Origin of the sequence: Nostoc sp. (genome assembly GCF_036917775.1) — a bacterium.
GTDB lineage: Bacteria > Cyanobacteriota > Cyanobacteriia > Cyanobacteriales > Nostocaceae > Nostoc.
Window position 1 is genome coordinate 1 of the sequence record NZ_JBALEQ010000119.1, and the last position, 25,238, is coordinate 25,238.

Genomic DNA, 25,238 nt, shown 5'->3' on the forward strand with positions numbered 1-25,238 from the left:
CCGCAAACTTCGTTTCCGAACTATTCCTCAAGCACAACGCGCCCTCTCCAATCAACTGCACAAAGTTTTTTCTTTCTTTGTATGAAACCACCCTGAGGTTTCAGAACGGAGAGGGGGGGATTCGAACCCCCGTTAAGTTTCCCTAAACAGACTTTCCAGGTCTGCGCCTTAAACCACTCGGCCACCTCTCCAGGTGCCACAAGTTACGATCATACTATAGAATCCCAGAAAATGCAAAGATAAAGAAAGATATTCTTTGATTGAATCTGAAAGTCCTAATTCCACAATGCAAATCCAGATGTCTCGTACATACACAATTAAAGTTCGCGATCGCGCCACTGGCAAAACATACACCCTACAAGTGCCAGAAGACCGCTATATCCTGCACACTGCCGAAAAACAAGGTGTGGAACTACCGTTTTCATGCCGGAACGGGGCTTGCACCGCTTGCGCTGTCAGGGTATTGTCGGGAGAAATTTATCAACCAGAGGCGATCGGATTATCACCAGATTTACGTCAGCAAGGTTATGCCCTTTTGTGTGTGAGTTATCCTCGTTCTGACTTGGAAGTAGAGACACAAGACGAAGATGAAGTCTACGAACTCCAGTTTGGACGCTATTTTGCTAAGGGAAAAGTAAAAGCGGGTTTACCGTTAGATGAGGAATAAACAATTGAAGAAGGCAGGAGGCAGGAGGCAGGAGGCAGGGGGCAGGTGGTCACTGAGCGTAGCCGAAGTGGGGCAGGGGGTAGGGGGCAAGAGGTTCTACTCGCTAGGCGTAGCAGCGACCATAGGAGAATTTGTGAAGGTTTGGAATATTGGTAACTGGGTACGAAAAATAACTATTTTGGTTTGCTTATTGCTCTTGGTGAGTTGCCAGAGTAAAAACCAGTTGCTAAATAATCAGGCTCAGGTGAAAGTAGCACGGGTAGTTAGTGGGCAAAGTTTGGAAGTGTTAGGAATGGCTGAACAACCGAATTTGATTTCTCAAGTGCGGTTAGTTGGCGTTGATGCACCAGATTTGCGACAGAGACCTTGGGGAGAAGCAGCAAAAGAACAGTTAGAGAATCTTATTGGCGGTGTAGAAGAATTGGTCGAACTAGAGTTTGATTTAGAAGCAAAAGATAAAATCGGGCGAACTCTAGCTTATGTATGGAAAAATAAGGTGTTATTGAATGAAGAATTAGTTAAACAAGGCAATGCAATGTTTGTTGGGCGATCGCCTAACCACAAATATGACCAGCGTTTAGAACGTGCCCAACAATGGGCTAGACTCATGGGCCAAGGAATCTGGAACCCAGAAAAACCCATGCGCCTCACTCCCGCCGAGTTTCGCCGCCAAAATCTTTAATTAGTGCTGAGTGCTGTTAGCGGTAGCGGGGCGTTCAGCCCGTGCTGAGTGGGGGAGTGAGTAAGTGAAGAAGAAGTAATCAATACCCAATGACAAATGACAAATATACAAATTTTTCTAGATATTGCTACAGAAGCAGCCTTAGCTGCTGGTGCTATTTTGCAAGGTTACTTGGGTAAGTTAGAAGACGCAATTATTGAAAAAGGTCGTCCTGGTGATTTAGTTACGGCTGCTGATAAAGCCTCAGAAGAGTTGATTTTAGAAATTTTGCGTCGCCATTTTCCCCAGCATTCTATCCTCGCTGAAGAATCAGGGAAATTAGGTAATCAAGAAAATGAATACCTCTGGGCAATAGATCCTCTAGATGGCACAACCAATTACGCCCATCAATACCCATTTTTTGCAGTTTCTATTGGGCTGTTAATTAATGGCGTTCCAGAAGTTGGTGTAATTTATGACCCCTTCCACAATGAGCTATTCCGCGCTGGTGCTGGCTTGGGAGCAACGCGAAACCGTCGTCCCATCAATGTTTCAGCAACATCTGAACTGAGAAAAAGCCTACTAGTGACTGGATTTGCCTACGATCGCCGTGAAACCTCTGATAACAACTACGCAGAATTTAGTCACCTTACCCACCTTACGCAAGGGGTTAGACGTAGCGGTTCAGCATCGCTAGATTTGGCTTATGTTGCCTGTGGGCGTGTCGATGGTTACTGGGAACGAGGGCTTTCTCCTTGGGATATTGTCGCCGGGATAATTTTGTTACAAGAAGCTGGGGGCAAAGTCACCGCCTACGATGGCACTCCTGTCAAAATTGAGTCAGGTAGAATTCTCGCAACAAATGGTTATATTCACGACTCCCTCAGTAGCGAATTGTTACAAGTTCCACCACTATCAGCATGGGTGTAGAACGTGGAAGCTTTACCCTCGACTTTGGGTAAACTAAAAAAAATCTAACTGCTCCTTTGGTGCAAATTCCCTATATGTCTTTCAAAATAGATCGTGGATTATTTAAATATGATTTCATAGATCATCACGCAATATTGTGCGTTCCAGTTGATGCGGATGTCAAAGAGATTCGGAAACGCTATCTCCAAATTGCCCGCCGCTTACATCCGGATAGTAGGTTTACTGAAAGTGATGAACAAAAGCAGCTAGGAAACGAATTTTTATCAAAGTTGGTTAACCCGGCTTACGAAAAACTTGCTGGCGATCGCACTCGCACGGAATATATTTTAATTTTGTCGCAAATCGGTAAGCGCTTGTTACAAGAGTCTGCTTCGTTAACTCTCACCACCGATTTGGCTAAAGAGTTAGTCCAGTCACCTAATTTCGAGCATATCTATAAAAGTGCGATCGCTAAACTAGCTCAAAGCCAATATGATTCTTTAGACCAAGTGCAGCAAGTCATTGCCCAAATTAGTGAGTTGAATTTAGTCTATTTAATGCGGAGTGCAAGCAAAACATCCGCCGCGCCACCGCCACCTGCTCAACCCAAAGTTCAATCAGATACACCTCAACCAAGTACACCAAAAAATACACTCCCAGAACCAGCACCAGCGCCAGCACCAGCGCCACCAAAAGAAGACACGGTTGTAGAACAGTATGTTCGTCGCGCTCAATCTTTGATTGACAAAAACCAATTTGCCCAAGCCAAAGTAGAGTTGCAAGATGCCCTGAAGCTAGAACCTAAAAATAGTCGCTGTCATAGCTTGATTGCAATGGTGTATTTGAGGCAAAATCAGCTAAAAATGGCAAAAATCCACTTTGAAAACGCTTTAAAGTTAAATCCTAGTGACGAAATGGCTCTGCAATGGAAACCAAAAATAGACAAGGCATTAGGACAACAACCTAGCGATCATAAGGTGACTTCATCCGCCAATAATGGAGATAAGCAACCAGATAAATCTGGTAGTGGTGGTTTGTTCGGTGGTTTGTTTGGTGGGAAGAAAAAATAATGGTGTATCAACCAGCATCGGGTGCCAGGGATTTATTGCCCTTGGATGTGGAGAAAAAACGCTGGATTGAAGATCGGTTACAGCAGGTGTTTCATCGTTGGGGATATCACAGGATTATCACCTCAACTTTAGAGCGTATGGATACCTTGATGGCAGGGGAAGCAATTCAGCGCCAGATGGTGATTCAACTACAAAATGGCGAAGATGATGAATTAGGGCTACGTCCAGAATTAACAGCATCCATTGCTCGTACAGTTGTCACTCGTATGGCAAATGCAACTTATCCGCAACGGTTGTACTACAATGCCAATGTGTTTCGCCGCACGTGGGAAAGTAGGCATAATCGCCAGCAAGAGTTTTATCAAGCTGGGGTAGAGTTGTTAGGTGCTGGCGGATTGCTGGCGAATGCGGAAGTACTGCTGTTAGTAGCAGATTGTTTAGCAGCATTGGGTTTGCGACAATGGCACTTAATTTTAGGTGAAGCGGGAATTACGCGATCGCTCCTGAGTGCATTTCCGGCTAATTTGCAGGATAAAGTTCGCAGTGCGATCGCTCATCTCGACCGCATTACCATAGATACTTTACCCTTGAGTGACAAACTACGCGATCGCGCCAGAATCATGCTGGATTTGCGCGGCCCCAGTGCAGACGTGTTACAAAAAGTTAGTAGTTTGGATCTAGACGAAGAACAGCGAGAGGCAGTGAATAACCTCAAATCCCTAGTAGAATTACTAGAATCAGAGAAAAAATTTCCCTTAATCCTCGATCTCAGCCTGATCCAGACCATAGATTACTACACTGGTATTGTCTTTGAAGTTGTCAACGACACCGAATCCCAAGCCAGAGTTTTAGGGCGTGGTGGTCGCTACGACCAGCTTTTGGGTCTATATCATCCCCAAGGAGAAAATATCCCCGGAATTGGTTTTGGACTCAACATCGAAGATTTATACCAAATTTTGTTATCTACTCAACAATTACCGCAAGTAACCCCAGCAAGTAACTGGTTAGTAGTACCAGAGACGGCGAGTGCTAACGCCCCTGCTTTTGCCTACGCGCAAAAACTTAGAGATTCCACCCATTTAGTGCGGGTAGAAATTGATTTAGGGGGAAGGGATGCAGACGCTATTCGCCAATATGCACGCGATCGCAGCATAGCCCAAATTGCTTGGATCAAAGTTGATGGTTCGCCCAAAATTGAGTCATTGCGTTAAGTGAGTTGGGAATTGGGCATGGGGCATAGAGAAGAGACAACGAAGAGGGGGGAAACAAGGAAGCGACTTGTTCAATAATTTCTCCTTGTCCCGGATTTCTCACGATACTGTAGGCAGGAGAGTGTGGGGAGTGTGCGGGGTCAGATTTCTTCCCCATCCTCCCACACCTCCCACACTTCCCACACCTCCCACACCTCCCCTGCTAGGCTAGAAATAGCCGATACAGAAAAGAGGGAATCGAGAATATGCCGCACACAATTGTTACAGAAGTCTGTGAAGGCGTAGCTGACTGCGTAGATGCCTGTCCAGTAGCTTGTATTCATGATGGCCCAGGCAAAAATGCCAAGGGAACTGATTGGTACTGGATTGACTTTGCCACTTGCATCGACTGTGGTATATGTCTCCAAGTTTGCCCAGTAGAAGGGGCAATTCTGGCAGAAGAAAGACCGGAGTTGCAAAAAACTCCGTAATAGTCCATAGTCAACAGTCAATAGTTATTTTTTGACTTGACTGTTGACCAAAGAGGCAAGGGAGCAGAGAGCAGGCTTGCCGTGAGCGTAGCCGAACGGGAGCAGGGGAAATATATTAATACAAGGGTTTCAGAGCAAATAAATTTATTTATTCTCAAAAGTAAAAATATTTATTTTGAGCGGAAAGCGCTATAAGAAATAATACGTCCTTGCCTCAAGCCCATAAATTTAATTTATGGGTTTCTCCCACTGCTCCACGCTCCCTGCCCCTTTTACCTAATGACAAACTACAAATGACAAATGACAAATGACAAATGACTATTTACTAGATGTACAAAATGTCCATGCTGGATACATCAAAGATGTAGATATCCTGCAAGGTGTAAATTTCCTGGTTGCCCCAGGAGAATTGGTAACAGTGATTGGCCCCAACGGTGCTGGTAAATCTACTTTGGCAAAAACAATTTTTGGGCTTTTGATCCCCCACACAGGCACAATTACCTTCAAAGGTGAAAATATTGTGGGGCTAAAGTCCAATGAAATTGTTCAACGAGGAATGTGCTATGTACCGCAAATCGCCAATGTTTTCCCCTCTCTCAGTGTTGAAGAGAACTTGGAGATGGGTGCTTTTGTACTTAATGTTCCTCTGAAACCAATTAAAGATAAAATATTTACCATGTTCCCCAAACTGAGCGATCGCCGTCGTCAACGCGCTGGTACTCTCTCTGGAGGAGAACGCCAGATGCTAGCGATGGGCAAAGCTTTGATGTTGGAACCTAGTTTGCTGATTTTGGATGAGCCATCTGCTGCTTTATCCCCGATCTTAGTGACACAAGTATTTGAGCAGATTAAACAAATTAATCAGGCGGGAACTGCGATCGTATTAGTAGAACAAAATGCCCGTAAAGCCTTAGAGATGGCTAATCGCGGCTATGTACTTGAGTCTGGACGCGATGCTATATCAGGCCTTGGTCAAGAACTGTTGAACGATCCTAAAGTGGGTGAACTATATCTGGGAGCAGGGAAAAGACATTAACCATCTTAATCACTCTTGCCCCATTCAACATAACACCACTTTAAATAAGGAAACTTCACGAGCTGATAGCGATGTCGAAGGCGGTCTGCGCCTACGCTATCTATAAACTAATACAAAAGCTATAACAATTCCTGCCACTGCCGCGACCGTCGTTTTCGATGCTCAAAGAATTCTCCCCAATAATCCTTGCGTTTCTAATCACATCTACAGCAGGTAAAAAGGTAAAACAGGACATTCATTCAGGAAAAATTATAAAAATGCAAATTAACCGGATTTGCCAGAACCCTAATTGAACAAGAGGGCTTACTAAACTTCCTATATATAAAGCTCTGCATCACTTTTTGATATAATTCTGAGTCAAAATCACGACTGCAAAGTCGCTCCAGAGGGAATCTGGGGCGTTTTTTATGGTATAAAAACGCCTATGTTTACCCTAGTTAAAATTGATTGAGTGCTTTTGGCAATTTGGCATCCAAAATTTTTATGTTCCAGTTTTAATTGATATATCAGCAGGGTTACTGGGACATTGAGAAACTTCCACAAGGGATCGATTCCCGTCTCAAAAATCCCACCCAATGGCCAGTTGTTGACGCTCAAGCTCTGTAAACTACCTTAAATGGTGGATGCAGTAAACAAGCAGAGCAAGCGTCACCGCTTCATCACAACTGGCTAGAAATCAACCAGAAAACACATAGTTCGTTAAGGATTCCTCAATCCTGAAATGACCAAACCACGTTAAACAATTGAGAATTTTCTCAACTATTTTTGAGATTCTAAAAAACCTACCCTTGAAAGAGGGGGTTTCCCCCATGAGCGACTGCCGCAAAGAGAATACAGAGATAGGAGAAATAGCGAGAATTTTTGCGTCAGTTTTGGAATGTTTTTTACTTGGAGTCCCTAATAATTTATAATTGACAATTTTGCACAAATACTGCTCAAGATAAATCAGTTTTTTTGTACCTAATTAATAAGTTTTTTTAGTCTTAATAAAGACATATTAAGTCAAAGATAAACTGATTCATATTTTCTGAAAAAAATGAAAAATAATTTAGAGCTAGATATAACTTTGTGTTAAAATCCAAAACACTCAAAAACCCAAAGCTTTAAAGCGAAGTTTGACAGTATGTCGTTTGACTATCAGAGCGGCTCAACTGACAATTATAGAGGATATTGCACCCAATAAGCCGTTATTGTAGAGAGAACACGAAATGAAAAAAATGATTACAGTCATACTGTTAGGCATAGCAATCTTCACCTTTGCCTTCAGTAATCCAGCTTTGGCAGGAGATGCCGTTAGTGGAGCTAAAGTATTTAGTGCTAATTGTGCTTCTTGTCATGCGGGAGGTAAGAATCTGGTTCAAGCAGCAAAAAACCTGAAGAAGGAAGCTTTGGAAAAGTATGGTTTGTACTCAGCAGAGGCAATTATTGCCCAAGTTACAAATGGTAAAAATGCTATGCCTGCCTTCGGCAAACGTTTGAAAGCTGACCAAATTGAAAATGTAGCTGCTTACGTGCTTTCACAAGCAGATAAGGACTGGAAGTAGATTAATATCTAATACCATTTCTGTATGAAGATGCGCTTAGAAGACTGATGTAAAACTATAGATTGCTGGAGCAATTTATGAATTTCTCCTACATGAATAAAGTGCAGTCTCACATAGAATTGGTATAACTTCAAAAATTAAAAATTAGCGGGACAAAAATCCCCGCTAATTTTAGGTTTGCCAATGTTTTCAAATAGGATGCTTATACCAATTTTGGATTAATAGTCTTGATAAAAAGACTGTTCTAAGAACATCAAACACTATTGTCAGATTCGACCAACTTACATTTGAGCAAGTAATTTCTGTCTCTTCTTATAACTTTATTCTAGAAGCTCTTTACTATGCAGCTTTACATTAAATTGGTATTAGCTATCCGCTAACAAAATGAATTCTGGTACAAGAAAGTGGATAGCGCAACGTAAAGTCTGCGCTATCGAGCGTCTTGATTCAGACTCCTAAATTCTGACTTCTGAATTCTTTTTTAATTAGCCATTGACAACTTCGCCACCATTTACGTGCAGAACTTGTCCAGAGACATAAGAAGCATCATCAGATGCTAGATATACATAGCTGGGGGCTACTTCTTCTGGTTGTCCAGCCCGTTGCATTGGTACTTGTTTCCCAAAATTCTCAACTTTCTCTTCTGGAAACGTTGAGGGAATTAAAGGTGTCCAAATTGGCCCTGGCGCGACAGCATTAACGCGAATTCCCTTTGACACCAAATTTTGTGATAAGGAGCGAGTAAAAGCAACGATCGCACCTTTTGTAGAAGAATAATCTAGCAGATGTGGGCTACCTTTATAAGCTGTTACCGATGTGGTATTGATGATAGCACTGCCTGTTTGCAAATGTTTGAGTGCAGCTTTAGTCATAAAAAACATTGAGAAGATATTAGTGCGGAAAGTTCGCTCTAATTGTTCTTCAGTGATTTCTTCAATACTTTCTTTAGGATGTTGTTCGGCGGCGTTGTTGATGAGAATATCGAGTTTGCCAAACTCACCAACTGTTTGTTGAATAGCTTGCTGACAAAAAGTTTCATCACCAATATCGCCTGCGATAGTTACTGCACGACGACCTTGTTTTTCTACCAAATGTTTTGTTTCTTTGGCATCATCGTGTTCATTCAAGTAAAGGATAGCCACATCTGCACCTTCTTTAGCAAATGCGATCGCTACAGCACGACCAATACCACTGTCTGCACCCGTAATCAATGCTACTTTATCTTGTAATTTGCCACTACCTCGATACTTGGCATCATCTGCTTTCGGTTTTGGTGTCATTTCTGATTCAACACCTGGCACTTCTTGCTGCTGTGGCGGCTGCAATGTTTGCTCTTTTTTCTCTTTTTTCTCTTTTGATTTAGGCATAGGTTTTTTCTTGGTAATTGAATATTGAATTGGGCATTTATTACCCCCATCTTTCTCATTAGCCATTTTCAAAAGCAAACCCTGGATCAAAAATTTAACCCAAGGTTTATTTTCTACTTTGGCTTTTACTTGCCATTTGCAACTTTTCGGATATACATATCCCGAATTCGTACCGAAGGCACTAATTTCTAGCAATCGTAGGCGGCTGACATTATTTATACTCAAATATGACAGACACTATTCACCTGACGGCAAAAACAAGTATAAAACTATGATTTGATGAAATAGTTATCTCTTTCATCTACTATTAAATTAACTATTAATTTGCTGTAATTTATCGCTCCATAGAGGTAAACTAAGCTAAAGTTGGCTCAACCTTAAGACGGAACATAAATTAGATAATAAAAATTATTCTATGAGTTAATTATGATTTCTTCTAGCTCACTCAAGAACCGTGCCATTTTCGATAAATGAAAATATAGATTTATACTTTTTGACTTTGTAGTTACACAACTACCTACCAGTCTGTCAAATTTAAATTTATGGATATAGGAATGCGCTTTGATTTTTGTATCCCTCACAGGAGCGTAGGCATAGTTACTTGCGTGTGCAGGTAAGAGGCAGTACGGAGTTTTTTCACGTAATAAAACATGAGTCCTATTGACAATTTTAGATTAATGAGTTTAGTCCTTATTTTCTAAGTAATAAACTCATTACTACAAACCTTTAAAAGTAGCTTGACAGAATAGTTGTATTATGCGTTTTAGCTTAATTAGTATTAATTTAAGCTGATATCTGCATAGCCACATTTTTGTAAGATAAAGTACTTGCTTACTAGTTACCAAACTAATAGGCCAAAAGCCTGCGTGGTGCGCTACATTGGGATTATTAGAGGGTAGGGGTTATGGCAATACTAAATATTTCCGAGTTAGAGCAGGTTGAAAAGTTTCGCCAATTACAATTAACCCTGCGCGATCGCTGGAAAACGATCGAGTCATTTGACAATAGTGAAGCGGATATTTTAATTATTCCCTCCCTGAGTCTCGATCAGCGCGAACTCCAAAAGATCGAAGGCTGCGAACATTATGAAGAAAGATTACTATTTTCTTTAATTCGGTTGCAGAATCCCCGGACTCGCCTGATTTATGTAACATCAGTACCACTGCATCCTAGTATCATTGATTATTATCTGCAACTTTTGCCAGGAATTCCCTTTTCTCATGCTCGCAATCGCTTGCTGCTACTTTCTACTTACGATTCTTCCCTTAAACCTCTCAGCCAAAAGATTTTAGAACGCCCCCGTCTACTAGAGCGAATTCATCAATCTTTGAGGCTAGATAAATCATTTATGATTTGCTACAACTCTTCGCACTGGGAAGGCGAATTGTCTTTAAAATTGGGTGTACCACTGTATGCTGCTGCACCAGATTTACAGATTTGGGGGACAAAAAGCGGTAGTCGGCAAATCTTCAAGGAAAGCGGAGTACCGCATCCAGATGGCAGCGAAAAACTTTGGAACCACACAGATTTGGCAGAAGCTACCAGTGATTTGTGGGAAAGACAACCAACATTAAAACGGGTAGTGGTAAAACTCAACGAAGGTATTTCGGGAGAGGGAAATGCCTTGCTCGATCTCAGGCCAATTGAGAATTTAGCACCAGGTATTGGTACTCATGCTCAAAGGGTCGCAGCAATTAGCGATCGCTTCTCAACAATGCGCTTTCAAGCAAAACTTGAGACTTGGGATAATTTTTCGGGAAGAATCCCAGAATTAGGGGCAATTGCCGAAGCATTTGTGGAAGGGGAAATAAAGCGATCGCCCAGTGTCCAAGGACGGATCACACCCACTGGTAAAGTGGAAATCCTTTCAACCCATGACCAAATTCTCGGAGGCCCAGACGGTCAGATTTATCTTGGTTGTCGCTTCCCGGCTGATGAAAGCTATCGATTGCAATTACAACAATTAGGGCTACAAGTTGGTAGAAAGCTAGCAGAGAAAGGTACTTTAGAGCGATTTGGCGTAGATTTTATCACCGTTGACAAGGGTAACGGTGAGTGGGATATTCAGGCGATCGAAATTAATCTGCGTAAAGGTGGCACAACTCATCCATTCATGACGCTGAAATTATTAACAAACGGTCGCTATGACCTTTCCACGGGCTTATTTTATAGTCAGCAAGGTCGTCCAAAATACTACATTGCTACTGATAATTTGCAAAAAGAGCGTTATCAGGGATTATTACCTAATGATTTGATGGATATCATCGCTGACCACAGACTACACTTTGACACTGGTACAGAGACTGGCACAGTGTTTCATCTCATGGGTTGTCTTTCGCAGTTTGGCAAGTTGGGATTAACCAGCATCGGTGATTCTCCGCAACAAGCACAAGATATTTATAACAAAGTTGTCAAGTTTTTGGATGAAGAAACCCGCAGCGACAATCGTGATTTCTCGGCGTTTTCAGATTATTCTTTTCCCGTAGCTTGGGATGAATATATATAGGTAAAAGACATCTCCGAGAATGAAATATGCTTTATCCATAACCCTTGTGGAGACATATTATTAGCTGAATTAGTTCTGAATGCGATCGCTATTAGGTATTTGCTGGTTGCTAGGTTCTTTACGAAATTGAGTATAAATATAGGCCACCAAGGCTAAAGCCAGGCCAATGGCCAAAACTACTCCCAAGATTCGCAAAAAATTGGGAGTAATTTTCGTAGCTAGCTGCTCACTTAGCTTTGGTTGGTAAATAGTGTCATCTAGTGGTACTTGTCGTCTACCTTGATTTGATGCAGGTCGTGGCTGATACATTGTCACATCTGGCGGCACTTGTGGTCTGCCTTGATTTGCCCCAGGTCGCGGTTGAAACAATGTCTTATCTGGTGGCACTTGTTGTCCGCTAAGATTCGCCCCAGGTCGCGGTTGAAACAATGTTTTATCGGGTGGTACCTGTTGTCTACCTTGATTTGCCCCAGGTCGCGGTTGAAACAATGTTTTATCTGGTGGCACTTGTTGTCCGCCTTGATTGGCCCCAGGTCGTGGTTGAAACAACGTCTTATCTGGTGGCACTTGTTGTCCACCTGGATTTGCCCCAGGTCGTGGTTGATATAAGGTCACGTCCGGTTTGCTGGGGTTGGGATTATTCACAGGACTTTGTGGATTTTGCTCAACTGGATTAAACTGCCTCGGAACTGTTTCGTTATTTGAACCTTGGTTGTATCCAGGTTGAAGGGGAGGAACTGTTTCCTCTGATTGGTTTTGCTCAATCGGGTTAAATTGTCTGGGAATAGTTTCGTGATTTGAACCTTGATTGTATGCAGATGGGGGACGGAGAATGGTGTCGTCGTTCGATTGTCTGGGAACAGTCTCGTGATTTGAACCCTGATTATATGCAGATGGGGGACGGAGAACGGTGTCGTCGTTTGATTGTCTGGGAACAGTCTCGTGGTTTGAACCCTGATTATATGCAGATGGGGGACGGAGAACGGTGTCGTCGTTTGATTGTCTGGGAACAGTTTCGTGGTTTGAACCTTGATTGTAGGAAGGTTGTGATTGCCCGGTAGCTTTTCCAGGTAAATTAATAGTGTTTGTGACAGATTTGGCAGCAGCTTGCAAGGCAAGATTGAGTTCTTCTACTGTTGCAAATCGGTTAGCTGGGTTCTTGTGGAGGCATTTCATCACCACCGCTTCCAATTCTGTGGAATAATGCTCACAACCTGGCTGCGATCGCAGTGGTTTCGGTGGTTCATAGGCATGAGCTAATACCCAAGAAGCCTCGCTGACATGACTACCCTTAATGCTGATTCCAAATGGATCGGCGGCACTCAACATTTCATAAAGGATAATTCCTAAACTGTAAATATCACCCCTTGCATCCAGATTTTTATCGCTTTGGATTTGCTCAGGAGGTGCATAACGAAATGTCCCAATAAAAGTACTGGTGATATTGGTAATATTGACATTTTCTGAAGATTCACTCCGAATTTTGGCAACACCAAAATCCAAAACCTTTACCCACTCACCCAAATCTGTAGGTACTAAAAATATATTATCTGGTTTCAGGTCACGATGAACTACCTGAATATGCTCAGTGTTTTTTCCGCCTTCCCGTTGGAGAGTAACCCCTTGATGGGCAAGCTGTAAACCTTTGCAAACTTGCGCCATAATTTTCACCGCCCGCTCAACAGATAGCCGCTTCTCGCGCAGCAGTAATTGTCTGAGCGTTTGCCCGCGTAAATATTCCATTACGTAAAATGGAAAGCCTTCTGGGGTGAATCCACAATCACTAATTTTAACTATGTGGTCACTTTGCAAAGCAGCACAAACTGCTACCTCACGCTCAAAACGCTTTCTCATTTCTTGTGATGCCACCAGCGTATCTTTGAGCAACTTCAACGCTACCTGTTGACCCACACGGGTGTCCGTTGCCAGGAAGACATCTCCCATGCCACCCCCGCCTAACCGTTTGTCTAAACGATATCGCTCGTTATCACCTACCAAGCGACCAATCCAAGAATTTGAAGGAGGTGGGGATTTCATCTGGGGGAACCCATCCTAGTTACTTTAAGGTTTTAACTTTAGTCAGATATACTACTAGTATTACAAATATTTTGCTTACTTGGTAACTTAGATGAACATTAGTAATATATATTACTTAGCGTTTATCTGATTATACTCAGCTTAACATATTAATAACTTAAAATAATGTTAGCAATTTGATAAAATGTTTAAAATTCAGCCCTAAGGTACTTTAAATTGGTTCCTGATGTGAAGTTAACGTAAATTATACGAGGTCTTTAGCTTCATTAGTGCTGATACTTCGTATGCTATGCGGATAGTCTCTGTTACAGAATATTTAAAGTTTTGCAAAATATATTCTGTCAATGTACTCTGGCGTACATGATTAAGATGTGCTATTGCCATGAGGAACGAGGATGAGTAATGTACTCTCTATAGCCGCCGTGACAGCAGTACTAAAAGTCTTGCTGGAAAATGGCTTAGTCAGCGATCCGATCGCTGCTAGTGTTGGTGATGTGATTGTAACTGCCCTACCGCCTGATCGAATTTCAGTTGAAGCTGACGAGCGGGCTCAAATCAACCTCTTTCTTTATCAAGTAACACAGAACCGCAATGTCGATTGGGTATCTCAGGAATTTCGCAGCAGACATTCGCGTATAAATGGAAACGCATCCTCTCAGATTCCGCCACTAGCTCTTGACCTCCATTACTTACTAACAGCGTATGGAGCCAAGGATTTTCAGGCAGAGCTTTTATTAGGCTATGCAATGCATTTATTACACAAAACCCCAGCCATCACATCGGATATTATTGAGAATACTCTGATAAATGCCTCTACAACCAATACCTCAAGTGCTTTTTCGCAAGCTGTAGCAAGTGTATCTGTACCTGATTTAGCTGAACAAATTGGTCAGATTAAACTGACTCCAGAGTTTTTTAACATGGAAGAAACTTCTAAATTATGGTCTGCGTTACAAACACACTATCGACCTTCAGCTACCTATCTGGCATCAATGGTATTGATTGAGAGTAGCAAACCTGAAAATTCTGAAGTCTACATAATGCCCTTGTCTCAACCGACTATAGAGCAAGTTATGACTCCGGCAAAGACCGATCAAATGATTGTTCCAGGCACAACATTAGTAATTCGTGGTAAACGTTTACGCGGTGAGATTACCCGAATTCGTTTGAGTAATATGGAGAATTTACTAGTACCTCATGATGTTAAAGAAACACAAATTAGCCTGTTAATTCCATCGGATTTATATGCAAGTGTGCAAGCTATCCAAGTTGTCCATCTAACAATGGGCAATGGAGGACAAACAGATTATGTAGTTGAATCAAACGTTGCAGCTTTTGTCATCCATCCAACAATTACAGCATTTGTCGCTCAAGTGGAAAATAGCGGCGACAATTTACGCACAGCAGAAATTACCGTTAAATTCCAGCCCAAAGTTGGCAAGGCACAGCGAGTAGTTTTACTACTCAATGAAGTATCAGTTAATAGTCCGGTAGCTTACTCTTTCTTGGTTGCACCACGCACTGAAGACACCGATGCAATTACTATTCCTGTCAAAAATGTAAAGCCAGGGACTTATATTGTTCGGGTGCAAGTAGATGGGGCAGAAAGCCCATTGCACAAGAAGAATCAGTCTGGAGCTTATGATTCGCCACAGGTGACAATCTTATGAATGCTACAATAAATCGCAATTGGGATGAGGCAAACTACCGCTATCTATCAGCAGCCCTTGCCATAGTGCGTGGGATTTTAGAAAATCACACAGCAAAAGATCAAAATCAAGAGAATTTACAGCAAGCGTTACAGGAAGCGGCGGCGACAATGCCTGCACCATCGGCATTGGAGAGAGTATGCAAAATATTTAACCTCTCATCCTTTGAACGTGATTTGTTGCTGTTGTGTGCAGGCATGGAATTGAATGGAGATTTTGCTAAATTGTGCGCTATAGCTCATGGAGATTTACAACGAGCTTACCCAACTCTAAGTTTAGCTCTGTCCGCTTTACCTAATGTCCACTGGGATGCGATCGCTCCAAATGCTCCCTTACGTCATTGGCGATTAATTCAAATTGGTGATGGTCATGCCTTGACTCTCAGTCCCGTAAGAATTGACGAACGAATTTTACATTATCTCACGGGCATTCAATATCTTGACGAACGATTAGCTGGCATCATTGAACCATTACAAGAGGTTAGCGATTTAGTCCCCTCGCACCAAGATTTAGCAGAGCGAGTAGCAGCAGTTTGGTCGCAAGCTGAGAAAATTAATAGCTTACCAATCGTGCAGCTATCTAGTAGCGAAACTACTAGCAAACGCGCCATTGCCGCAACCATTTGTCAACTCCAGGGTTTAAGTTTGTGGGTAATGCCTGCACAACTTATTCCCTTAGCACCTAGCGAGTTAGATAATCTGATCCGCCTGTGGACTCGTGAGACGATTTTAAGTAAGTGTGCGTTACTCATAGACTGCAACGAACTAGATAATAATGATATGGCGCGGCTGAATGCGATCGCTCGTTTCATCGAACGCACCAAGGGCTTTTTAATAGTTACGAGTCGAGAACGGATTGGACTAGGACAACGCCTGGTAGTTAATTTTGACGTACATCAACCAACTAGCAAAGAACAAGGTACAGTTTGGCAAGATGCCCTAGGTTCAATGGCATCACAAATGAACGGGCAAGTTAAAACTCTGGTGGATCAGTTTAACCTAAGTGCTGCAACCATTCGGGCTGCTTGTGCAGAAGCCGCAGGACAATTAGCACAAAAACCAGACAACGATATCACTAGCATTTTATGGGATGCCTGCCGTGTGCAAGCACGTCCGCGCTTGGATGAACTCGCCCAAAGGATTGAGCCATCTGGTGATTGGGAAGATTTGGTATTGCCAGAGGCACAGAAACAAGTTCTGCGAGACATTGCGGCTCATGTGCGGCAACGCAGTACTGTATATAATAATTGGGGTTTTGCTGGCAAAAGTGCTAGAGGATTGGGAATTAGTGCCTTATTCGCAGGTGCTAGCGGCACTGGTAAAACCTTGGGAGCAGAAGTACTCGCCCATAAATTGCGCCTCGACCTTTATCGCATTGACCTATCATCGGTAGTTAGCAAATATATTGGCGAAACAGAGAAGAATTTGCGCCGGGTATTTGATGCTGCTGAACAAGGCGGGGTGATTTTGTTATTTGATGAAGCTGATGCTTTATTTGGCAAACGTAGTGAAGTTAAAGATGCCCGCGATCGCTATGCCAATATTGAAGTTAGCTACCTATTGCAACGCATGGAAAGCTATCCAGGTTTAGCAGTCCTAACTACGAACTTAAAAAGTGCAATTGATACAGCCTTTTTGCGCCGAATTCGCTTCGTGGTGCAATTCCCCTTCCCCGATACAACACAACGAGCCGAGATTTGGCGGCGCGTCTTTCCCGCCGACACCCCAACCGCAGACTTAGATGCTCTGCAACTAGCACGGCTAAATGTCGCTGGGGGTAACATCCGCAACATAGCCTTAAATGCAGCTTTCCTCGCCGCCGATGCCGGGGAAGCAGTGCAGATGAAACACGTATTGCGGGCTGCTCAGACGGAATATAGCAAGTTAGAGAAACCTTTAACTGATGCGGAAGTTGGGGGGTGGATGTGAAGAGGGGAGAAGGCAGGGGGCAGGAGGTAATTTTAAAAGTTGCCAAATTATTCCGCAAATATGCAACGCCATATTTGATATGATGAGTAATTCGTGGATTTTGTAACTCACCTAACCCTTTTCCATCACTCTTGGAGAAAGCAATCGCTGCAAGGCTACGAGACTTCAATTTCCAGGTTTTGGCTACATTTTTAAATTTATATTAGAAAATAAACCCTCAAACCTTGATTTAGTCATAGTTTCAGTTTTCTGCTTCGATTATTGTTTTCTGAGAGTAATGGAAGAGCGCTAAGTAAGTTGGCGTAAAAAAACTAAGTATGTTGCGAAACATAAATAAGCTTAAAATCCTTACTAATGACCAATGACAAAGGACAAATGACAGCCTTAGCCAGTTAGCTTTAATTTCGCCGATCCTACTTAAGTGAAGAGTTTTAATCAGTGTGATTGGTTCACATTAGAACAACTTGAAGCGGTGCTTGCCAATCTAAATGCAACTGGGAGTAAGCATTACCACTATTAATGGCAATTTCTACCCAGCCGTGACTGCCAACTAAAGCTAGTATCTCTCCCACGTTGACATCACTGTAAATTTTACAACTTGGTATACTCAACCCAGCAGCTTGCACAGACCAAGTTTTGCCTTGTACGTAACTCGCTGGAATGTTGCTCACTAGGTTGCCAAAGTGGTCAATATATTGAATGCAACCGACTACACCATTGCTTATCTGCTTGCAGTCGCCTATATCCAGTTTGACCAAACTTGCTGGATCAATTTCTTGTCCTAGTTGTTTGAGGGAGACACCACTAGCAAGACTAGCTGCCACTGGTGCAAAAATATCTCTACCGTGAAAAGTTTTGCTTGGTTGAGGAGTTCGCCAATAGTTAAGATTTGTAAGTTCTACGGCTGCAATCGCCGGACTTTGACTAAGTACCCCGCTAAAGATACCATTATCTGGGCCGACTAGAAACCCTTGAGCAAATTCTACTGCGATCGCTCGTCGCTTGCTTCCCACACCCGGATCTACTACTGCCAGATGCACTGTCTCAACGGGAAAATAGGGATAAGCATTCATCAGGCAAAACCTGGCTGCGGCGATGTCTTGTGGTGGAATTTGATGCGTTAAGTCTATCACCCTCAGTCTGGGGTTGATTTGGGCTATGACTCCCTTCATTACGCCTACATAAATATCGCGATCGCCAAAATCGCTTAGAAAAGTCATGAGTCGTTGTTGACCTATCCGCTCCTCAGACATATTTTTGTTAAAATATACATTAAGTTATAAAATTCTGTAGCAACAGCTACAAAATATGTGTTATGTTAACAATAGCAGACATAAAGTGAAAAATTAAAGAAGGTAATCACTATGAATCAAGGTAGACTACAAAGTACAAGAAAAGCACAAGAAGCTCACAGAGAGAATATTCAAAAAAGCCTAGAGCATCGCCTGCAAGTGGCCAAAGCAAAGGGCGACGAACAACTGATTCGTCAACTTGAAGCTGAAATGAGATATTCCAGCTAAGTCAGGTTTTCATTGTTCTTAGTTTGTTGTGTAACCCGCTACGGCGGGTTTTTTTTGTTTTTAGGGGATTTGCTTTTTATGGTAATTCCGCTCTTAAGGCAATACGCCTTGCAAATTCACTCCTAAAATCTCTGTGTTCTCTGCGCTCTCTGTGGCTCTGCGGTTTAAAAGTGATTTATTGAACCACAGAGGCAAGGCAGCGCGGTCTTCTCCCAAAGGGAGAGGCTAGCGCCAAGGGGGTTTCCCCCATGAGCGACTACCGCGCAGAGAACACAGAGAGAAGAGGAATTGTCCGAAAATTTTACCCACCTGGAAAAGGCTAGTGGGCATTGTCCACCTTACTTAGACAATTATTTAGTTCACTAAGACTTTGGTTTATAAGTCGAAGCAACGTGCAATTCTTTCAACTGTTTAGCATCTACACTCGAAGGTGCATCTGTTAACAAACAACGCGCTTGTTGTGTCTTCGGAAAAGCAATGACATCTCGAATAGATTCTTCTCCAGCTAGCAACATTACCAAACGATCTAAACCGTAGGCGATGCCACCATGCGGTGGTGTACCATATTCAAATGCTTCTAAGAGAAAGCCAAATTTACTTTGTGCTTCTTCAGGTGATAACCCAATCGCTTCAAACACCTGCTGTTGAACTTCTCGCTGATAAATCCGCAGACTTCCGCCGCCAACTTCTACGCCGTTGAGTACCAAGTCGTAAGCTTGGGCGCGTGCAGTTTTTAAATCGCTCAAATCATCAGGATGGGGTGCTGTGAATGGGTGGTGTAGTGCTTCTAAACGCTTTTCGTCAGCATTCCACTCGAACATCGGGAAATCTGTAATCCACAGCAGGTTGATTTTTTCTGGATCGATTAAGTTAAATTCTTTAGCGATCGCTTGCCGTAATCTATCTAAAGTTTTATTAACTGTAGCAGCATCACCTGCCCCAAACAATAGTAGATGTCCAGCTTTAGCACCTGTACGGCGCAAAATTTCTTGTTTTTGTTCTTCGCTGAGATTATCTTTAATCGCGCCAATGGTGTCAATTTCGCCATCATCTCTGACACGGATATAAGCTAAACCTCTAGCACCGGCTTCACTGGCTTCTTTAAATAAGTCACCACCTGGTTTAATGCGGACATTAGAAATTACATCGTTACCGTTGGGGATGGGCAAGATTTTGACGATACCGCCATTAGTAACAGTGTCCCGAAAGACTTTGAAACCAGAATCTTTGACAATATCTGAGACATCAACTAATTCCAAACCATAGCGGGTATCTGGTTTATCACTACCGTAGCGTTCCATCCCCTCAGCGTAAGTGAGGCGGGGGAAGGGGCGCTGTAACTCAATGCCTTTAACCGTTTTGAAGATATGGCAAACTAAGTTTTCATTCAGTTCAATAATTTCTTCTTGGGACATGAAGCTCATTTCCATGTCCAACTGAGTGAATTCTGGTTGTCTGTCGGCGCGTAAATCTTCATCACGAAAGCAACGGGCAATCTGATAATATCTATCTAAGCCAGATACCATCAGCAATTGTTTAAATAGCTGGGGTGATTGCGGCAAAGCATACCACTCACCAGGATTGACGCGACTGGGTAAAACATAATCCCGCGCCCCTTCTGGGGTAGAACGGGTAAGTATTGGGGTTTCGACTTCGATAAAACCTTCCAAATCTTCCAGATAACGACGCATGGCTTTGACAATTTGATGACGCAGTTGCAAATTTTGCGCCATGCGTTCGCGTCGCAAATCCAAATAGCGATATTTCAGCCGCAAATCTTCCCGCACTGTCTCGGTGTCAGCTACGGAAACTTGGAAAGGTAACTGTTTGCGGACAGCATTGAGGAGTTCAATTTTATCAGCATAGATTTCTACCTCGCCTGTGGGGATGCGGCTATTCAACGATTCTTCGGGACGTTGTGTTACCCTACCTGTGATTTCGACAACATATTCATTTCGCAGGGCGTTCGCATCTTCGTAGGAATCTGGGGTGCGTTGCGGATCGCTGACTATTTGGACAGTTCCAGAGCGATCGCGTAAATCTAAAAATATCACACCACCGTGATCGCGGCGACGGTCTACCCATCCGTAAAAGGTAACTGTTTCTCCAATATGTTCTTTTCGGAGTTCGCCGCAATAATGAGTTCGCATAAGTCTTAGTTATTGTTTCCGGGCTAGATTGGGAAGAAAATGTCAAAGCCTTCCCATTATCTAGCATCAATAGTAATTGTAGTAGTTCTGGTGAAATAAAAAAAAATCAAATAATCTTAGACTATATATAAAGGTAAAGGAAGCCATAACACCGGAAGGCTGGGTTTTCCATACACAGGAAAGTGAAAAGCTATGACACATATAGCAGCAATTACCAGCTTAACTGATGCCCATACCTGATTTGGTTTAGTTCGCATTGAAGACGAACAGTTTTTCACAAAGTGGTATGAGGGATTACCTAAAATTACGGAAGCTGGAAAAACCTCCCTGGATGTATTGCGGCGCAGATATCTATATCATCGTGGCGAAGGTGATTTGTTAGAGGGGACAGTGATGTTGTTGGTGGTGTCTCAAAACTTTTCGGTTAAAGCCAATAATCTCTCTTTTGGTCTGGGGAAAGGTTAAAGGGTAATGGGGAAAGGGAAATTCAAACCCTTTCCCTTTCCCCCTTAACCGAAAAGTATTGGGTGGTGTCTCTCTCACTTGCGATCGCAGGATTTTACGATCCTCCCTTTAAGGTTTTTTGATTAAAATTCTAGATCACAACGACGTGATAAATCGCCGTCAAGACGAAAGACTGATTATTGTAGAGACGGCGATTCATCGCGTCTTCTTGTCTTACCTTTTTAGCCGCGATCGCACCCTCCACCAATTCAACTTAGAGAGTAAGGTAAAATTATAAGTAAAAGTATTAAGAAATTTAAAGAAACTAATCAATGTCCAGCATTTCTCTTGACAAAAGTAACTCTCATGTCGTCGTTATCGGTGCGGGAATAGGTGGACTGACTGCTGGAGCATTATTAGCTCATAGAGGTTACAACGTCTTAATTTTGGATCAAGCTCTCGTACCAGGAGGCTGTGCTTCGACGTTTAAACGCCAGGGATTTACCTTCGATGTAGGCGCAACTCAGGTGGCGGGGTTGGAACCAGGGGGAATTCATCACCGCATTTTCTCAGAATTAGAAATAGATTTACCACAAGCAACGCCTTGCGATCCGGCTTGTGCAGTTTATTTACCTGGGGAAAGCACACCGATTAATGTCTGGCGCGACCAAGAGAAATGGCAAGAGGAACGACAAAAACAGTTTCCTGGTAGCGAACCGTTTTGGCAATTGATGGCAACTTTGTTTGATGCCAGTTGGGAATTTCAAGGACGCGATCCGGTGCTACCACCACGTAATTTATGGGATTTATGGCAGCTAACGCAAGCGCTGCGTCCCAGTACATTAATTACCGTACCCTTCACTTTGTTTACGGTAGGAGATGCTTTACGGTTATGTGGGTTGGGAAATGACCAACGATTGAGAACTTTTTTAGATTTGCAATTGAAGCTATACTCCCAGGTGGATGCAGAACAGACAGCGTTACTTTATGCCGCCACAGCGTTGAGTGTATCCCAACTGCCTCAAGGCTTGTTTCACCTTCAGGGAAGTATGCAAGTATTAAGCGATCGCTTGGTACAATCTTTAGAAAGAGATGGCGGCAAATTGTTGATGCGCCACACTGTAGAAGAAATCAAAGTAGAAAACGGTAAAGCTGCTGCTGTTGTAATTAGAAATCAGAAAACTGGTGAAGTCTGGACAGAAGCCGCCGACCATATAGTTAGCAATGTCACCGTGCAAAACTTGGTGCAGTTGTTGGGAGAACAAGCGCCATCTGGATATAAAAACCGGGTGGAAAAACTGCCCCAAGCATCGGGTGCGTTTGTGGTGTATTTGGGTGTAGATGCCAGCGCGATTCCGCCTGAATGCCCTCCCCACCTGCAATTTTTGTATGATGTCAATGGCCCCATTGGCGAGAATAATTCCCTATTTGTTTCTGTGAGTCATCCTGGAGATGGCCGCGCACCGCAGGGGAAAGCGACAATTATTGCTTCTTCATTTGTCGATCCTGCACAGTGGTGGCAGACTGAAGATTATGAAGGACTAAAAGAAAAGTTTACCCAAGAAGCGATCGCTCGTCTTGCCCAATATTTTTATCTCAAACCAGAAACGATTATTCATCAAGAAGCCGCAACACCGCGCACCTTTGCCCATTTTACAGCCCGCGATCGCGGTATAGTTGGCGGTATTGGTCAAAGGATTCCCACCTTTGGCCCCTTTGGGTTCGCCAATCGTACACCCATCCAGAATTTGTGGTTAGTTGGTGATTCCACCCATCCCGGCGAAGGTACGGCTGGGGTGAGTTATTCGGCGCTGACGGTAGTCAGGCAGATTGAAGCGCAAATGTAGTGCAATGTCCCAGTTATTTTTGAGGGTTTGTAGTCAGGGCTTTAGTGTTTAGAAAATAAGGACTAAAGTGCTGACTACAAAATTGTTTAAGTCTCGTTAGATAGAGCAGAAATTTTATTAAATGCTATAAATCATACTTATAACCGATGGCAAACAGAACGCAAAACTGGTCAAATTAAGTTATTCTTGCGAATATTGGAGTAATGACAGATAGCGTTTTAATTCTTGGTGGACGAGGGCGGATTGGTAGCAGTGTTGCTCAGGATCTCGCTACCCATACGCAGGCAAAAATTACGATTACTGGACGTTCTGCGGAGTTTGGGAAGGCTGTCAGCTTGTCTTCAGGTGGACAAGTACAGTTTTTGATGTTGGACTTGGTAGAAGTTGACAAGTTGCGAGATGCGATCGCAAACTCTAACTTAGTCATCCATTGTGCTGGCCCATTTCACTATCGAGATACTAATGTTCTCGAAACCTGTATTGCTCAAGGCGTTAATTATGTAGATGTCAGTGACCATCGTTCTTATACCAGCAAAGCTCTCAATTTTAGTGAAAAAGCTGCTGCTGCTGGTGTGACGGCAATTATTAATACTGGTATTTTTCCTGGTATTTCTAACAGTATGGTACGTCAAGGTGTTGAACAATTTGATCAACCAGAAAAGATCCATTTAAGTTATTTAGTTTCTGGTTCTGGCGGTGCTGGCATTACAGTCATGCGGACAACTTTTCTTGGGTTGCAGTATCCTTTTGAGACTTGGATCGATGGAAAATGGGAGATAATTAAGCCTTATAGTGAAAGAGAATTAGTTGATTTTCCACCTCCCTATGGACGCACTGGAGTTTACTGGTTTGATATGCCAGAAACTTTTACATTGCCTAAAGCTTTCCCATCAGTAAAAACTGTAATTACTAAGTTTGGCTCTGTTCCCGATTTTTACAATCACCTAACTTGGATTGCGGCACACGTTTTCCCCAAGTGGTTAATGCAGCGTCGTTATATGATTGAATTTCTGTCTCATGTTAGCCATTCAATGACAGATGTCACTAATAATTTTACTGGGATTGGTGTAGCAGTTCGTTCAGAAGTTACAGGCCAAAAAGATGAGAAAACCGCCGTTTATTGTTCAACTGTAGTGCATGAAAATACAGCCGTGGCTTCGGGTTGTGGTACAGGTAGTATTGCCCAGTTATTGCTAGAAGGTAAACTGAAGAAACCAGGTGTTTTTCCTGTGGAAGAAGCACTCCCAACAGATTTATTTGAAGAAGCAATGCAAAGCCGAGGAATTAAAATTAATCACAGTTGGTTATAACTTAATACGCTTGCTTGGGTTAAGCACACTGGTGAGGATTTAATCGGATTTTACGAAATATTAAGATACAGAGGTAGTGGCGTACAAATATACGCCACTACTAAAGGTAAAAATTAATATACCTTGCGGTAGAAGTAAAAACTGTACGCAAACATTTAGGATGCCTGTGAGCCTGAAATATTGAATATACTTATACACTACCACGGCTCATAAAAATAAGAAGAGGAGCATTTTTTTGTGCAAAAAATTTTATTAACTTTAAAGCAAGCCCTACGTTCAAGCTTTTTGGTCGTTGGTTTAATTATTTTCATTAGCTTGTCAGGTTCTTTCATTTTCGTTCAGCAAGCTAGTTCTGCAACTACTCTTGAAGAATTAAAGCTAATACCCCCAGAGTATAAACCAAATTCTGAAGAAAAAATTAATCGCGCTAACGAATTTGACCCAGGTATTGGTATTCAAGAAGAAGAACGACAAGAAGCTTATGAGCAAGCAATAAAAGATTCAAAAAATCTTACTACTATAGAGAAGACTTACGAAAGAAATTTGAAGGCTGAACAAGAACAAAATCCCCCAGAAAGTTTTGGTGAAAAAGCTAAAGAAGTTATTGAAAAGGTAACGGGTAAATAGAGAATTATAGACCGAACCTTCAACCCCTTCCTTAAGAGGCTCTTTGATAAAGTAATTGGCTGTGATTTTAAGTACTTCTAGATCCCCCTAAATCCCCCTTAAAAAGGGGGATTTTAATTCTGGTTCCCCTCTTTTTAAGCTATCCATTAGTCACATCTTTCTTAACAAAAGCTAAAAGCTAATTCTCAACAGGATTAGAGACGATGATGAGAATAGGAGGACTAG

At 42.6% G+C, this 25,238-nt stretch carries 20 protein-coding genes, 1 tRNA gene and 1 pseudogene; 17 read left to right on the forward strand and 5 right to left on the reverse strand.

Annotated features, from left to right (window positions below):
* Window positions 1–106: 106 nt before the first annotated feature.
* Window positions 107–191 (reverse strand) — tRNA-Ser (locus V7K69_RS24505).
* Window positions 192–298: 107 nt separating this feature from the next.
* Here V7K69_RS24505 and V7K69_RS24510 point away from each other — a divergent pair.
* The 8 genes from V7K69_RS24510 (at window position 299) to petJ (ending at window position 7,568) form a co-directional block, all read left to right on the forward strand.
* Window positions 299–667 carry a 2Fe-2S iron-sulfur cluster-binding protein gene (locus V7K69_RS24510; protein WP_163927587.1) on the forward strand — a complete coding sequence of 123 codons (369 nt, stop codon included), beginning with the start codon at window positions 299–301 and terminating at the stop codon, window positions 665–667.
* A gap of 133 nt (window positions 668–800) precedes the next feature.
* Window positions 801–1,349, forward strand: coding sequence for a thermonuclease family protein (locus V7K69_RS24515; protein WP_335039147.1), 549 nt, complete (start codon window positions 801–803; stop codon window positions 1,347–1,349).
* A 96-nt stretch (window positions 1,350–1,445) separates the two neighbouring features.
* Window positions 1,446–2,258, forward strand: coding sequence for an inositol monophosphatase family protein (locus V7K69_RS24520; RefSeq protein ID WP_335039148.1), 813 nt, complete (start codon window positions 1,446–1,448; stop codon window positions 2,256–2,258).
* Window positions 2,259–2,332: 74 nt separating this feature from the next.
* Window positions 2,333–3,307 carry a J domain-containing protein gene (locus V7K69_RS24525; protein ID WP_335039151.1) on the forward strand — a complete coding sequence of 325 codons (975 nt, stop codon included), beginning with the start codon at window positions 2,333–2,335 and terminating at the stop codon, window positions 3,305–3,307.
* The gene (locus V7K69_RS24530; protein ID WP_335039154.1) at window positions 3,307–4,518 is read left to right on the forward strand and encodes an ATP phosphoribosyltransferase regulatory subunit; all 1,212 of its coding nucleotides are present in this window, start codon (window positions 3,307–3,309) and stop codon (window positions 4,516–4,518) included. The genes V7K69_RS24525 and V7K69_RS24530 overlap by 1 nt, the downstream gene beginning before the upstream one ends.
* Before the next feature lie 245 nt (window positions 4,519–4,763).
* Window positions 4,764–4,988, forward strand: coding sequence for an indolepyruvate ferredoxin oxidoreductase subunit alpha (locus V7K69_RS24535; RefSeq protein ID WP_012407913.1), 225 nt, complete (start codon window positions 4,764–4,766; stop codon window positions 4,986–4,988).
* A gap of 307 nt (window positions 4,989–5,295) precedes the next feature.
* Window positions 5,296–6,024, forward strand: a complete 729-nt coding sequence (locus tag V7K69_RS24540) for an ABC transporter ATP-binding protein (RefSeq protein WP_335039156.1) — start codon at window positions 5,296–5,298, stop codon at window positions 6,022–6,024.
* Window positions 6,025–7,232: 1,208 nt separating this feature from the next.
* Window positions 7,233–7,568, forward strand: a complete 336-nt coding sequence (gene petJ, locus V7K69_RS24545) for a cytochrome c6 PetJ (protein WP_335039158.1) — start codon at window positions 7,233–7,235, stop codon at window positions 7,566–7,568.
* A gap of 485 nt (window positions 7,569–8,053) precedes the next feature.
* Here the strand turns inward: petJ and V7K69_RS24550 are convergent, their stop codons facing one another.
* A complete protein-coding gene (locus V7K69_RS24550) occupies window positions 8,054–8,935 on the reverse strand; it encodes an SDR family oxidoreductase (protein WP_335039160.1) in 882 nt (293 codons plus the stop codon).
* Window positions 8,936–9,839: 904 nt separating this feature from the next.
* Between V7K69_RS24550 and V7K69_RS24555 the strand changes: the two genes are divergently transcribed.
* A complete protein-coding gene (locus V7K69_RS24555) occupies window positions 9,840–11,441 on the forward strand; it encodes a peptide ligase PGM1-related protein (protein ID WP_335039162.1) in 1,602 nt (533 codons plus the stop codon).
* A 69-nt stretch (window positions 11,442–11,510) separates the two neighbouring features.
* Here the strand turns inward: V7K69_RS24555 and V7K69_RS24560 are convergent, their stop codons facing one another.
* The gene (locus tag V7K69_RS24560; RefSeq protein WP_335039164.1) at window positions 11,511–13,478 is read right to left on the reverse strand and encodes a protein kinase domain-containing protein; all 1,968 of its coding nucleotides are present in this window, start codon (window positions 13,476–13,478) and stop codon (window positions 11,511–11,513) included.
* Window positions 13,479–13,873: 395 nt separating this feature from the next.
* Between V7K69_RS24560 and V7K69_RS24565 the strand changes: the two genes are divergently transcribed.
* A complete protein-coding gene (locus tag V7K69_RS24565) occupies window positions 13,874–15,148 on the forward strand; it encodes a DUF4255 domain-containing protein (protein WP_335039166.1) in 1,275 nt (424 codons plus the stop codon).
* Window positions 15,145–17,115, forward strand: coding sequence for an ATP-binding protein (locus V7K69_RS24570; RefSeq protein ID WP_335039168.1), 1,971 nt, complete (start codon window positions 15,145–15,147; stop codon window positions 17,113–17,115). Before V7K69_RS24565 ends, V7K69_RS24570 begins: the two co-directional genes overlap by 4 nt.
* 449 nt (window positions 17,116–17,564) lie before the next feature.
* Here the strand turns inward: V7K69_RS24570 and V7K69_RS24575 are convergent, their stop codons facing one another.
* The gene (locus V7K69_RS24575; protein ID WP_335039170.1) at window positions 17,565–18,368 is read right to left on the reverse strand and encodes an SAM hydrolase/SAM-dependent halogenase family protein; all 804 of its coding nucleotides are present in this window, start codon (window positions 18,366–18,368) and stop codon (window positions 17,565–17,567) included.
* Window positions 18,369–18,479: 111 nt separating this feature from the next.
* On the opposite strand from V7K69_RS24575, the gene pirA reads away from it, so the two are divergent.
* Complete coding sequence (pirA, locus tag V7K69_RS24580; RefSeq protein WP_335039173.1) at window positions 18,480–18,635, forward strand: arginine synthesis PII-interacting regulator PirA; 156 nt, start codon at window positions 18,480–18,482, stop codon at window positions 18,633–18,635.
* A 362-nt stretch (window positions 18,636–18,997) separates the two neighbouring features.
* On the opposite strand, the gene aspS is transcribed toward pirA, so the two are convergent.
* Window positions 18,998–20,785, reverse strand: coding sequence for an aspartate--tRNA ligase (gene aspS, locus V7K69_RS24585; protein WP_335039176.1), 1,788 nt, complete (start codon window positions 20,783–20,785; stop codon window positions 18,998–19,000).
* 255 nt (window positions 20,786–21,040) lie between these two features.
* On the opposite strand from aspS, the pseudogene V7K69_RS24590 reads away from it, so the two are divergent.
* The 5 genes and pseudogenes from V7K69_RS24590 to V7K69_RS24610 form a co-directional block, all read left to right on the forward strand.
* A pseudogene (locus tag V7K69_RS24590) lies at window positions 21,041–21,196 on the forward strand (type I restriction endonuclease subunit R); the annotation flags it as partial.
* A gap of 172 nt (window positions 21,197–21,368) precedes the next feature.
* Entirely contained in the window at window positions 21,369–21,527 is a 159-nt protein-coding gene (locus V7K69_RS24595) for a hypothetical protein (protein WP_335039179.1), read from the forward strand.
* A gap of 34 nt (window positions 21,528–21,561) precedes the next feature.
* Window positions 21,562–23,076 (forward strand): C-3',4' desaturase CrtD, encoded by a 1,515-nt coding sequence (gene crtD / locus V7K69_RS24600; protein WP_335039181.1) that lies wholly within the window; start codon window positions 21,562–21,564, stop codon window positions 23,074–23,076.
* Between the two features lie 203 nt (window positions 23,077–23,279).
* The gene (locus tag V7K69_RS24605) at window positions 23,280–24,386 is read left to right on the forward strand and encodes a saccharopine dehydrogenase family protein (protein ID WP_335039183.1); all 1,107 of its coding nucleotides are present in this window, start codon (window positions 23,280–23,282) and stop codon (window positions 24,384–24,386) included.
* Window positions 24,387–24,623: 237 nt separating this feature from the next.
* Complete coding sequence (locus tag V7K69_RS24610) at window positions 24,624–25,013, forward strand: hypothetical protein (RefSeq protein WP_335039185.1); 390 nt, start codon at window positions 24,624–24,626, stop codon at window positions 25,011–25,013.
* Window positions 25,014–25,238 lie beyond the last annotated feature (225 nt).